Origin of the sequence: Bacillus sp. FSL P4-0290 (genome assembly GCF_037975435.1) — a bacterium.
GTDB classification, from domain to species: domain Bacteria; phylum Bacillota; class Bacilli; order Bacillales; family Bacillaceae; genus Bacillus; species Bacillus subtilis.
In genome coordinates, this window is record NZ_CP150253.1 from 1,320,704 (window position 1) to 1,333,402 (window position 12,699).

General features: G+C 44.0%; 10 protein-coding genes and 1 pseudogene. 7 read left to right on the top strand and 4 right to left on the bottom strand.

From position 1 onward, the window contains the following. Positions 1-24: 24 nt before the first annotated feature. From MKY10_RS06915 to steT, 3 genes are all read right to left on the bottom strand, one after another. Positions 25-1,026 (bottom strand): inorganic phosphate transporter, encoded by a 1,002-nt coding sequence (locus MKY10_RS06915; RefSeq protein ID WP_003232642.1) that lies wholly within the window; start codon positions 1,024-1,026, stop codon positions 25-27. A gap of 12 nt (positions 1,027-1,038) precedes the next feature. Beyond that, positions 1,039-1,656 carry a DUF47 domain-containing protein gene (locus MKY10_RS06920; RefSeq protein ID WP_003218470.1) on the bottom strand — a complete coding sequence of 206 codons (618 nt, stop codon included), beginning with the start codon at positions 1,654-1,656 and terminating at the stop codon, positions 1,039-1,041. Positions 1,657-1,931: 275 nt separating this feature from the next. Next, positions 1,932-3,248, bottom strand: a complete 1,317-nt coding sequence (gene steT / locus MKY10_RS06925) for a serine/threonine exchanger (protein WP_029317680.1) — start codon at positions 3,246-3,248, stop codon at positions 1,932-1,934. Positions 3,249-3,636: 388 nt separating this feature from the next. Here steT and MKY10_RS06930 point away from each other — a divergent pair, with 388 nt between their 5' ends. The 4 genes and pseudogenes from MKY10_RS06930 to MKY10_RS06945 all read left to right on the top strand — a co-directional run bounded on the left by MKY10_RS06930 (position 3,637) and on the right by MKY10_RS06945 (position 7,937). Next, entirely contained in the window at positions 3,637-4,587 is a 951-nt protein-coding gene (locus MKY10_RS06930) for a ring-cleaving dioxygenase (protein ID WP_014476561.1), read from the top strand. Between the two features lie 108 nt (positions 4,588-4,695). Then, a pseudogene (locus MKY10_RS06935) lies at positions 4,696-4,791 on the top strand (hypothetical protein); the annotation flags it as partial. 12 nt (positions 4,792-4,803) lie between these two features. Then, the gene (locus tag MKY10_RS06940; protein ID WP_015715746.1) at positions 4,804-6,954 is read left to right on the top strand and encodes a glycosyltransferase family 39 protein; all 2,151 of its coding nucleotides are present in this window, start codon (positions 4,804-4,806) and stop codon (positions 6,952-6,954) included. Positions 6,955-6,965: 11 nt separating this feature from the next. Then, positions 6,966-7,937: a glycosyltransferase family 2 protein gene (locus MKY10_RS06945; RefSeq protein ID WP_015715747.1), complete on the top strand. Its 972-nt coding sequence runs from the start codon at positions 6,966-6,968 to the stop codon at positions 7,935-7,937. A gap of 517 nt (positions 7,938-8,454) precedes the next feature. Here MKY10_RS06945 and htrA read toward each other — a convergent pair. Beyond that, on the bottom strand, positions 8,455-9,813 hold the full coding sequence (gene htrA / locus MKY10_RS06950) for a serine protease HtrA (RefSeq protein ID WP_015252257.1): 1,359 nt from the start codon (positions 9,811-9,813) through the stop codon (positions 8,455-8,457). A gap of 168 nt (positions 9,814-9,981) precedes the next feature. Between htrA and proG the strand changes: the two genes are divergently transcribed. The 3 genes from proG to dppB all read left to right on the top strand — a co-directional run bounded on the left by proG (position 9,982) and on the right by dppB (position 12,696). Further along, complete coding sequence (proG, locus tag MKY10_RS06955) at positions 9,982-10,800, top strand: pyrroline-5-carboxylate reductase ProG (protein WP_015252256.1); 819 nt, start codon at positions 9,982-9,984, stop codon at positions 10,798-10,800. 128 nt (positions 10,801-10,928) lie between these two features. Beyond that, entirely contained in the window at positions 10,929-11,753 is an 825-nt protein-coding gene (dppA, locus tag MKY10_RS06960) for a D-aminopeptidase DppA (RefSeq protein ID WP_014479576.1), read from the top strand. A 16-nt stretch (positions 11,754-11,769) separates the two neighbouring features. After that, entirely contained in the window at positions 11,770-12,696 is a 927-nt protein-coding gene (dppB, locus tag MKY10_RS06965; protein ID WP_003245446.1) for a dipeptide ABC transporter permease DppB, read from the top strand. The last annotated feature ends 3 nt before the right edge of the window (positions 12,697-12,699 follow it).

Sequence of the window (12,699 nt, forward strand, 5' to 3'; positions counted from 1 at the left end):
TCCTTTGACAGAAGCGGTGTGACATTAAAATATCATATTTAAAATAAAGTAGGCGATGGCACCAAGTGTCGCTGAAATCGGAAGCGTGATGACCCATGTAATGAGCATTCGCTTGGCCGTACCCCAGTTTACGCCTTTTACGCGGTGGGACGCACCGACGCCAAGAATTGATGAAGAAATGACGTGGGTTGTACTGACCGGCAAATGAATAAACGTGGCGCCGAAAATAATGGCTGCTCCGGTTAAGTCAGCGGAAACACCATTTACCGGGCGGATTTTCATGATCTTTCCGCCAACGGTTTTGATGATTTTCCAGCCGCCGATTGATGTTCCGAGACCCATGGCTGTCGCGCAGGCGAATTGCACCCAGGTAGGAATATCATTAGCAGAAGTATGTAAATTCGCTGTGATGAGAGCCATTGTGATAATTCCCATTGCTTTTTGCGCATCGTTTGTTCCGTGTGTATACGATTGCAGGGCAGCTGTTACAATCTGCACTCTGCGGAATTGCTTATTCGTTTTCGCCAAGTTGCTGTCTTTGAAAATCAGCTTAACGATGCTATAAAGAATAAAACCAAGGACAAAGGCAATAATTGGTGATAGGATCAGTGCTTCAATGATTTTAATGAAGCCCTTATAGTTTAACGCTGCAAATCCGGCTGCCGCAATGGCTGCACCGGCAATAGCGCCGATGATGGCATGGGATGAGCTGCTTGGGATACCGTAGTACCATGTGATAAGGTTCCAGGCAATTGCAGCGAGTAGCGCAGCCAAAATGACAACAGAGCCATTTTCCAGCGTATAAGGATCTACGATGTCTTTCGTAATGGTTTTGGCAACACCTGTAAACGTCATTGCTCCGACAAAGTTCATCACAGCCGCCAATATAATGGCATGGCGCGGTTTCAACGCTTTTGTTGATACTGAAGTCGCAATTGCGTTTGCCGTATCATGAAACCCGTTGATGAAATCAAACGCCAGAGCACAAATGACTATTAGTATCGTTAATATTAATAGAATATCCATTTTTACCCCTCGTTACGCGTTTTTCATAATGATGGTTTCAAGATTATTGGCAACACTTTGACAAGAGTCGGCGATTTCTTCAAGCGTTTCGTAAATTTCACGATATTGAATGACTTTGATTGGGTCTGTTTCATTTCCGAAAAGATTCTTTAATGATTTTCTGTGCAAGTTGTCACAGCTGTGCTCATACTCTTTAATTTTGATTGCGTGAGGCTGAATATCCTTTAAGCGATTTTCTGCCAGCAGCTCGATCGTAATCAAAATCTCTTTCGCACATTCTCTGATGTATCCGCTGAATTTATCGATATGCTCGTCTGATGAAGTAATTGAGAAAATCTCCATCATGGCAGAGAAATGTTCGATTCCGTCAAGCACATCATCCAAGCTGTTTGTCAGCTGAAGGATATCTTCGCGCTCAATAGGAGTGATGAACGCTTTGTTAAGCTCTTTAATCATGACATGAACATGATTGTCACCTTTTGTTTCATATTCCTTTAACGTATCTGCAAATTCTTTAAGAGTCGTTTGGTTAGTGACCTTAAAATTCACAAAATATTCTGCAGTTTCGTCTATGTTCTTTGCAATTTCTGTTAAAAGGAGTGAGAACTTATCTTTTTTTCTTCTTATCATTAAAAACCCTCCATAGTTTGAATGAACAATGCACACATCAAATTATTATATAGCCTTTTGTCGAAAAAAAACAGGTAAAGTCGAAAAAAACGTATCTTGACTTTTTTGATAAATCGTGTCTCCTTATTTTGACCTACTTCGCTTTAAAAAAACGACCCAAGTTTGCAAAAACTTTCTGCTTAACGTAAAAAGTATATCAAAAGTTGTGTTTTTCCTGTCAACTTTTATCTTCTGTTTCACCAAAAAACGGTTCCCTAAACAAGGGAACCGTTTTATCAGCTTGCTTTTCGTTTTTTCATCCCGTAATAGACAGGCAGTCCGGCAAGGCCAATGAGGATGGATAATCCGCAGCTCATTGTATCTGTAATGAGTGTGCTGCCTAACACAAAGAAGGAGCCCGCGATTGCCAGAATTGGCATAAATGGATAAAGCGGAACACTGTAGGCGCGCTTTTTTCCCTTTGCTCGCTTGCGGAGAATAAACACTGCAAAAAAGGCCATCACATAAAAAATGTAGATCATGAAAATGGAGATTTCTGAGAGCTTATCAGGGTTGCTGATCAGCATCATAATCAAAGCTAAAGCAATTTGAAAAGAAATCGCAATCCATGGTGTGCGGAACGACGGGTGCACATGTGACAGTTTTTCAGCAAATGGAAGCTGTTTGCGTTCCGCCATTGCAAATGAAACACGCGGGAAAGAAAGCACCTTTCCATTTAAGCACCCAAAGATGCTGACGATAATCCCTACACTGATCAGCTTTCCGCCAATTGACCCGAACAGCATGGTTGCAGCGGTGCTTGTCGCATTTTCACCAAGCGTGACAATTTCGTTCGCTGACAGGATGTGAAGCAATGCAAAATTAATGAAAATATAGATCGCCGTTACAATTAATAATCCGCCCGTCATAGCGCGTGGAAGCAGCTTTTCGGGATTTTTCATTTCTCCGCCGAGAGCGGCAAGGAGAATCCATCCGTCATAAGCAAACAACGTAGCTAAAATAGCCGCCCCGAAGTTCATATCGGAAATGCTTTCGTTTACTGCTGTGAAGATGTGCTGATCCCCTTTCCAAAGGCCAAAGATGATGATGCAGGCAATCGGAATCAGTTTTCCGATCGTTGTCAGTGTTTGGACAAAACCGCCATATTTTGTACCAATAATATTAATGACGCATAAAAAGAGAACTGCTATGATTCCAATGACTTTTGATAGTCCAGATCCCCAGCCGAAAAGATTCGCCATTAAAGATCCAAAATATAAACCCAGCGCGCCAATAATCGCCGGGCCGTAAATGATAATCTGCACCCAGCCGCACAAAAATCCCCAAAACTCGCCGTACACTTCTTCAAGGTACGTATAAAGCCCGCCGGTTTTTGGAATCTGCGTTCCGATTTCCGCGATTGTCAAACCGCCCGCCAGTGTTAAAATACCGCCTAACAGCCAGGCGAAAAGCGCCATTTTTGAATCACCTGAATAAGCAAGCACAGCGCCGGGCTTCATAAAAACACCAGAACCGATAATGGTTCCGATGACAAGAGTAAGGGCAAACAAGAGGCCTATCTCTTTTTTTAAACCGTTGTCTTCAGTATGCATGTCCTTAACCTCCTATGATGTTGAAGCTTCATGTTGAAGAATCTATTTTTTCATATTGTAAACCCTATTCTAGAAAAGTGAAATAAAATAAATTTTCTGATTTTCGAAATTTGCTTTGTGTACAGCAGATAAAACTGTGGAAACACCTGTTTTAACAATCTATAAACGAATAAACTTCATGATTTTTATTTGTAAAGTTCGTGTTTTCTGTATTAGGATTTTAGCCGGTACAGAGGGGAGATGAGAATTCAGAAAATGAACGAACCTTCGGTGAAGCTGATATGTTGACTTTCTCATGCGAATAAAATACTTTGTTATTAGAACAATAAATATACAATTATGATATGATATCTCGAAATCGAGATAAAATAACCTGGAGGGACAGCATATGAAAGTTAACGGCATTCACCACGTATCGGCATTAACGGCCGACGCACAAAAAAACTTGGATTTCTATAAGAAAGTATTAGGATTAAAGCTCGTCAAAAAATCCGTCAATCAGGATGAACCGACAATGTACCATCTGTTCTACGGAGATGAAGTGGCAAACCCGGGAACTGAGCTGACGTTTTTCGAGATTCCCCGCATTGCACCGTTTCATGCGGGAACAAACAGTATTTCTTCTATTGGTTTGCGCGTCCCAAGCACAGAAGCCCTGCATTACTGGAAAGAACGTTTTGAAGAGCAGCAAGTAACGCACAGCGGCATCTCCAAAAGAGCCGGACGTGACATATTGGCATTTCAAGATCATGAAGGGCAGCGACTTGTGCTGACTGCTGATGAGGAAGGAAAAGGATATGGCCTGCCTGTTGAGCAGAGCGGCATTCCGGAAGAATTTTCGTTTCGCGGGTTAGGGCCGGTTGAACTGACTGTGCCATATGCTGAACCAACTTTACACGTATTGACGAATATTCTTGGATTTACAGAAATCAGCCGTGAACCAGTCGAAGGGCAAGGAACCGCCGTTATTCTGGAATCAGGAGAAGGCGGTGCTGCAACGGAAATCCATTTAATAGAAAGAAACGATCTTCCGCGCGAGCGTCAAGGCAAAGGGAGTGTTCACCACGTCGCATTTCGGGTAAGAGATGAAGAAGAACTTGCCGGGTGGCACCGGATCATCAGCCGCGAAGGCTTTAGCAATTCCGGCATTGTGGAGCGCTACTATTTCAAGGCGCTGTATTTCAGAGAACCGAACGGCATTTTGTTCGAGTTATCAACGGACGGACCGGGCTTTATGGTAGATGAAAATCTTGATGAGCTTGGCCAAACGATCGCTCTTCCGCCATATCTTGAGCATCGAAGAGCAGAAATTGAAGCGAAATTGAAACCGATCCAATAAATTGTGATTCATTTGCCTTCCGGCGCGCCGGAGGGCTTTTTTATTTTGGGAAAACGCATCGCCGATTACGATTTGGAGAAAGGGCTAGAAACCAGCTGTATATAGGATGATTGGCATGAAATGGCCTCGGCAAAAATATTGTCTTTGTTTATTAATAGTTTATTCATATTTGCTTGTTACACTATTTCCAAGTTAGCCAAAAGGAGTGAAAAACACGTGGAAAAGAAAAAACGCGAGCTGGATATTTTCCTCATCCTCATTTTGCTCGCATCTGCATTCTTAAATATCTATAACATCTGGAATGATGATACGGTGAATCCTTATTACACCGCTGCAGTCACAAGTATGATGCAAAGCTTTCATAATTTTTTCTATGCCTCATTCGACGCGGCGGGGTTTATAACGGTTGATAAACCGCCTATTACGTTTCAGATACAAACCATCAGCGCACTTATATTCGGTATGCACGGCTGGAGCGTCATCCTGCCTCAGGCACTTGCTGGTGTAGGTTCTGTCCTTTTAATGTATCTGTTAATAAAACCGACATTCGGTAAGACAGCAGCAAGAATTGCCTCTTTCATCATGGCATGTACACCGATTGCTGTAGCTGTAGCACGTACAAACAATGTTGATGCATTACTGGTATTTTTCTTATTGCTTGCTACATGGCTTCTCTTTAAAGCGATCAGAAAAGGAAAGCTGATCTGGCTGTTAGCAGCATTTTTCGTTGTTGGAGTAGGATTTAATACAAAAATGCTGCAGGCTTACATGATTTTACCGGCTTTCTTATTGTTCTATCTGATTGCGGCAAACGCCACAATCAAGAAAAAAATCGTTTCATTGGTAAGTGCGTTAGCCGTATTAGCAGCCGTTTCGTTATCGTGGCCGCTCATTGTCGACAATATCCCTGCAAGCAAGCGGCCTTATATCGGAAGCAGCCAAACCAACTCTGTTTTGGAATTGGCTTTCGGCTATAACGGAATCCAGCGGCTGACAGGCCAAAATTCAGGCGGCGGCCAGGGTGCGCCAAACAAAGACGCTTCAAAAGAAATGTCTTCTTCTGATAACACTCAAGCACCGCCTAATCAGTCATCAAGCAACAGCTCATCAAGCGATGGTAAATCCTCAAATGGCAATATGGCGGCGCCTCCATCCAATGGCCAAATGCCAAGCGGCGGTCAAGGAGGCCCTCCAAGCGGCGGAGATGGCGGCCAAGGCGGACCCGGCGGAGACGGAGGGAAAGGCGGTACAGGAACCGGTTCGAAAATGCAATCAGGTTCAGGGATGTTTGGAACGGGAACACCTGGTCCACTGCGGCTTTTCCAACAAGAGTTATCTGATCAAATCAGCTGGCTTCTGCCATTTGCGATTTTTGGAATCGCAGGCTTACTGATCGCTGGCGCGAGAGAAAGAAGAAGATTATCTATAGAGCAGAAGGAAACGGTGTTCTGGGTTGCGTGGCTTGTACCGATTGCCGGATTCTTCAGTGTCGCAGAATTTTTCCATCATTATTATCTCATCATGCTGGCACCGCCGATTGCGGCTCTTGTCGGTGCGGGATGGGTTGCTCTTGTTCATCTGTACCGCAATCAGACAGGCTGGAAAGCATGGCTTTTGCCGGGAGCAATTATTGCGACAACTGGATTTGAATTGTTTATTCTCAGAAACTACAACGATCAAATCGGTGCAGGCTGGAGCATCGGTGTAGGTGTTATCGGCGCGTTGTCAGCGATTGCTTTGCTGCTGTTTAAACAGCGCCAAAAACCGTTCAGTTATTATGTTTCACTTGCAGCTCTCCTCGCATTGCTGGTGATGCCGATTTATTGGGCAAGTACGCCACTTCTGTACGGAGGCAACAGCTCACTGCCTGAAACAGGCCCTCAGCTCGCATCAATGAGCGGAAAAGGCATGGGAATGTCTGATGCGACTGTAAATGAAAAACTGATCAAATATCTAGAGGAGAATAACTCCGGAGCTGAATACCTATTTGCCACAACCGATTCGAACACAGCGGCACCATATATCATTAAAACGAAAAAAGCAGTCATGGCTATTGGTGGATACAGCGGTTCTGACCCGGCAATCACACTGACTCAATTCAAAAAACTTGTAAAAGAAGGAAAAGTGAAATACTTCTTGGCTTCTGGAATGGGAAGAGGCGGAAACAATGACATTGTTGAATGGGTTGAGAAAAATGGAAAAGAAGTAGCATCAGAAAAATGGCAATCAAGTTCTGATCAAAAAACAGAAAATACTGATTCGGCTGATACATCAAGCAGCAAGGCTTCAGGTGAAAACGGCAAAATGGGCGGACCTGGCGGAATGAATCAGTCAGCAACATTATACGAACTACATGCTGATGAATAGGAGGCAAAAACATGAGCAGACATATTCAATATTCAATTGTTGTACCTGTGTATAATGAAGAGCTTGTCATTCATGAAACCTATCAGCGCTTAAAAGAGGTCATGGATCAAACGAAGGAAAACTACGAGCTGCTTTTTGTCAACGATGGCAGCAAAGACCGCAGTATTGAGATTTTAAGAGAGCACAGCCTGATCGATCCGAGAGTGAAAATTATTGATTTTTCAAGGAATTTTGGACACCAGATCGCCATTACAGCGGGTATGGATTATGCACAGGGGAATGCAATCGTCGTCATTGACGCCGATTTGCAGGACCCTCCTGAACTGATTTTAGATATGATTGAAAAGTGGAAGGAAGGCTATGAGGTCGTGTACGCCGTGCGGACTAAACGAAAAGGGGAAACCTTTTTCAAAAAACAAACCGCGGCTATGTTTTACCGGCTTCTCAGCGGTATGACAGATATTGATATCCCGATTGATACGGGGGATTTTCGTCTCATGGACAGAAAAGTCTGTGATGAAATGAAGAGATTAAAAGAAAAAAATCCATTTGTCAGAGGGCTAGTCAGCTGGGTGGGCTTTAAACAGACAGCGGTCGAGTATGTACGTGATGAAAGGCTTGCCGGAGAAACAAAGTACCCGCTCAAGAAAATGCTGAAGCTGTCAATGGACGGTATCACGACATTTTCACATAAACCGCTGAAGCTGGCAAGCTATGCGGGGATTTTAATGTCAGGTGCTGGATTTCTGTATATGTTTATCGTGCTGTATCTGAAGCTATTCACAGACAGCACGATTACCGGCTGGTCATCACTTATTGTGATCCAGCTCCTGTTCAGCGGCATTGTCCTTCTGATTTTGGGCGTGATCGGCGAATATATCGGCAGAATCTACGATGAAGCCAAAGACAGGCCGCTTTACATCGTCCAAAAATCGTATGGAATTGAAAATAAAAGACTCTATAGAGACCAGCATATGTCATAACCTTAAACCCCCTGTCCGTAATGGACAGGGGGTTTTTATGCTCTGAGCCCGATCTAAAGCAAAAGATGCTGATAGATATATGGAAATTGGGTAAAGAAGAGATTGTGAGCTTGTACTGCGGTTCAGTCATGCCGAAATAAAAACAGCAAAACTTAAAGATTTCGTCATCGGCTTTGCTGCATGTCAGCTGTTATATTGGGGGGCTTTTAAGAAACGCATGATTAGAGCCGTACCAGTTATGTTTAATAGAATACTGGTACCCAATACAATTCCCCACGTCAACGTCGATTCAGAGAGAAGAAAGCTCAGTAAAAGAAAAGCCAATCCTGCGCAGATCATACTCAGTCCCACGGTTTTCATGTTCATGCCTCCTAGCAAACGATGTTTCTAGCATCTGATGTGAATGATGTCAATCTGTATGATATACGGATATCTCGTCAGAAAGTTTCATAGAGCAATTAGGTCTTTTATCTAATAAAAAGCCTCAGACCGCTTTTACGGCCTGAGGCATTATGTCTTACGAAGTTTTCTCTTCTTTTTGATCCAGTTTAATTTTTTTCGTCATTTCTTTGCCGTTTCGGAGAATTTTCACTTCAACGGTATCACCGATCTTTGCGTCTTTATATAAGATATTGCGCAATTCACTGCCTGTATCAATTTCTTTACCTTTTAGGCCGATGATAATATCCTCCGCTTTTAATCCGGCCTTTTCAGCAGGAGAGCCTGAAGCGACCTCACGGATGTAAACACCTTTATTCAGCTGGCTGCCGAACAGGCCGAGTGTGCCTTCTTGGTAGTTTTGCGGCACTTGTTCCAGATCAAGCATGCTGACACCGATATATGGACGTTCAATTTGTCCTTTAGACAGCAATTCCTCAGCAATCGGTTTTACGTCATTGCTTGGAATGGCGAATCCGATACCCTCAACATCATCCTCACTGATTTTCATACTGTTAATGCCGACAATTTTGCCGTCTGTATTTAACAAAGGACCGCCGCTGTTACCTGGATTAATTGCTGCGTCTGTCTGAATGACGTTAATGCTCGTTTCGCCGGCTGATGTAGACATTGAAACCGTTCTGTCCACGCCGCTTACAATTCCTTGTGTTACTGTGCGGGACAGATCTTTTCCAAGCGGATCCCCAATCGCAATAACGGTCTCGCCTGTTCTAAGATCAGATGAATCACCGAAGTTTGCCACTTTTGTGACGTGGTCATCACTGATTTGGAGGACGGCTAAATCAGTTAACGAGTCACTGCCTACCAGCTTTGCAGTAACCTCAGTGCCGTCATATAAAGATACCTTCAGTGATGATGCCCCTTCTACGACGTGGTTATTTGTAATGATATAAGCCTTGCCATTCTCTTTTTTGAAAATGACACCTGACCCTGAACCGCTTTCTGTATCTTCGCTGGAATCAGAAGAACTAGAGCCGAACAAAGAGCTGTTTGATTGTGCCTGAAGATTTGTAATACCGACAATCGCTGGTGAAAGGTCTTCTACCATATCTGAGATTTTAGAAGAGTCCTCGCTCTTGAATGCAGATGAGCTGCTTGAGCTTGATGAGCTTTTTTTAGATTCAGAGGAGGTGCTTGTTGCTGTAACAGATTGCGTTTGCTGCTGGCTGGATGATTGTTTTGCAGTGTCCTGAGAATCATGGTCGCCAAGCGGTGTAAACGTGTAAATGCCAAGGGCAAGACTGCCGCCGATCACTCCGCCAAGCAACGGTCTGAACCATCCGAAGCCTCGTTTTTTCTTCTCCTGATCATGAATGACATTGCGGGCCGAGTAGGAGGTGCTCTGATCGTTCTCTTTCGTTAAAAAGACCTCATTCTCATTACCTTTCGTTCTGTTTTCATCACGATAGTTATCCATCATGTTCACTCCGTTTCTCTATTTTCACATGTCTATTTATATTGATAGGTTTATGACTTGAGTTTATCATAAACAAAAACTGTGGGATAAAAATGAAAAGATTATGGGAAATTGTGAAAAAGTGCGGAAAACGGTACACTTCATATTGTATATGAAAGGACTGAGTCGATGGAACAGATTGGATTGATTGGATATGGCAGCATGGCGGATATGATCGCTAGACAGCTGTTGAAACATGAACAAATAAAAGAGAATGAGCTATTTATTGAGACGAGAACGAAGGGGGAGCGGCTGCGGGCACTCATGTCAGATTATCCAAACGTATCGGTTGATCCGTTGGAGAATTGGGCAAATACGTGCCAATTGATTTTGATATGCGTCCCGCCACTCCATGTCATCGAAACAATGCGCCGTCTGCACCCGTATGTGAACAGAAATACTCACATCGTATCCATAGCTGCCGGTGTGCCGCTGCGTCTTTTGGAGGCAGAAACAGAGGCGGGTATCTCACGTGTTATTCCTGCCATTACGTCCGAAGCAGAAGCTGGCATCTCACTTGTCGTTCACAGTGAAGCACTGGCTGCAGAGAAAAAAGAACGTCTGAATGAATTGTTATCGGTTTTCAGCCGTGTACGAGAAATCAAAGAATCGAATTTAGATGCGGCCAGCAATTTAACGAGCTCGGCACCGGGATTCATAGCCGCAATCTTTGAAGAACTGGCACTGTCTGCCGTCAGAAACAGCAGCCTGTCCAAAGAAGAAGCCTTTGATTTTCTGATTCATTCGCTATACGGAACTGGCAAGATGCTGATCGAAAAAAATATGTCTTTCGAGGAGACGCTGGAACGTGTCGCAACCAAAGGCGGAATAACGGGAGAGGGAGCTGAGGTGATACGCGCCTCTGTGCCAGACGTTTTTGATGAGGTGTTTGAAAGAACCCTGAAAAAATATGAACTGCTTACAGAACAGGTTGGTAAACAGACATGAATCCTTGAAAGAGGATTCTTTTTTTATTACTGAATGGTTGAGATTTTCCCCAGTTATATTGCATTTTCCCTCTTTTTTTAATATAATCTGTTAGAATATTCATAATTTAGTAAAAAAGGAGGAGCGTTATGAAATTGTACATGTCAGTAGATATGGAAGGTATTTCGGGTCTTCCGGACGATACCTTTGTGGATTCCGGCAAGCGGAATTATGAACGCGGACGGCTTATCATGACTGAAGAAGCAAACTACTGTATTGCTGAAGCGTTTAACAGCGGGTGTACCGAGGTGCTGGTCAATGACAGTCATTCGAAGATGAATAATCTGATGGTTGAAAAGCTTCACCCTGAAGCAGACTTGATTTCTGGTGACGTCAAACCATTTTCAATGGTGGAGGGACTGGATGATACGTTTACAGGCGCTTTGTTTCTCGGTTATCATGCGAGAGCCTCGACTCCCGGTGTCATGTCACACAGCATGATTTTCGGCGTCCGTCATTTTTACATAAACGATCGGCCTGTCGGTGAGCTTGGATTAAATGCATACGTTGCCGGTTATTATGATGTCCCGGTATTAATGGTAGCCGGGGATGACCGGGCGGCGAAGGAAGCGGAAGAGCTTATCCCGAACGTGACGACAGCCGCAGTCAAACAAACCATTTCAAGATCCGCAGTGAAGTGCTTGTCCCCTGCGAAAGCCGGACGGCTGTTGACAGAAAAAACTGCGTTTGCCCTGCAAAACAAGGACAAAGTCAAGCCGCTCACACCGCCTGACAGGCCAGTTCTGAGCATTGAATTCGCCAATTATGGCCAAGCAGAATGGGCGAATCTGATGCCGGGAACGGAAATCAAGACGGGAACTACAACCGTTCAATTTCAGGCGAAGGACATGCTTGAAGCCTATCAGGCGATGCTTGTCATGACTGAGCTTGCGATGCGGACATCATTCTGCTAAAGGGGTGTTTTAGGCTTTGGCGCGATACATGATAAAGCGTTTTTGGGCAATGGCAGCTACGATTTTGGTGATTACCACCCTGACTTTTGTTCTCATGAAGGTCATTCCCGGATCTCCTTTTAACGAGGAGAGAGGCACAAATGAAGCCGTTCAAAAAAATCTCGAAGCCTACTATCACTTAGACGATCCTCTCATTTTCCAATACATTTTCTACTTAAAATCCATCATTACATTCGATTTCGGACCTTCAATTAAAAAACCGTCGGACAGCGTAAATGATATGCTGGAACGCGGATTTCCCGTTTCCTTTGAGCTTGGGATGACAGCGATTGTCATTGCTGTGATTTCTGGGCTGGTGCTGGGCGTAATCGCTGCACTCCGCCGCAATGGCTTTTTGGACTACGCCGCGATGAGTCTTGCAGTACTCGGCATCTCCATCCCGAATTTTATTCTGGCAACATTGCTCATTCAGCAATTTGCTGTCAATCTCAAACTATTTCCTGCTGCGACATGGACGAGCCCGATTCATATGGTGCTTCCGACCGCAGCGCTTGCTGTAGGGCCAATGGCGATCATTGCCAGGCTGACACGGTCGAGTATGGTCGAAGTTCTGACACAGGATTATATCCGCACAGCAAAAGCAAAAGGGCTTTCTCCATTCAAAATTATCGTAAAACACGCACTCAGAAATGCACTCATGCCCGTCATTACCGTCCTGGGCACACTCGTCGCCAGCATCTTAACAGGAAGCTTTGTCATTGAAAAAATCTTTGCCATTCCGGGAATGGGAAAATATTTTGTTGAAAGCATTAATCAGCGTGACTATCCCGTGATTATGGGAACGACCGTTTTTTACAGCGTCATTCTGATTATCATGCTGTTTTTGGTCGATTTGGCCTACGGTCTCTTAGACCCGCGCATTAAACTGCATAAGAAAGGGTGAAGC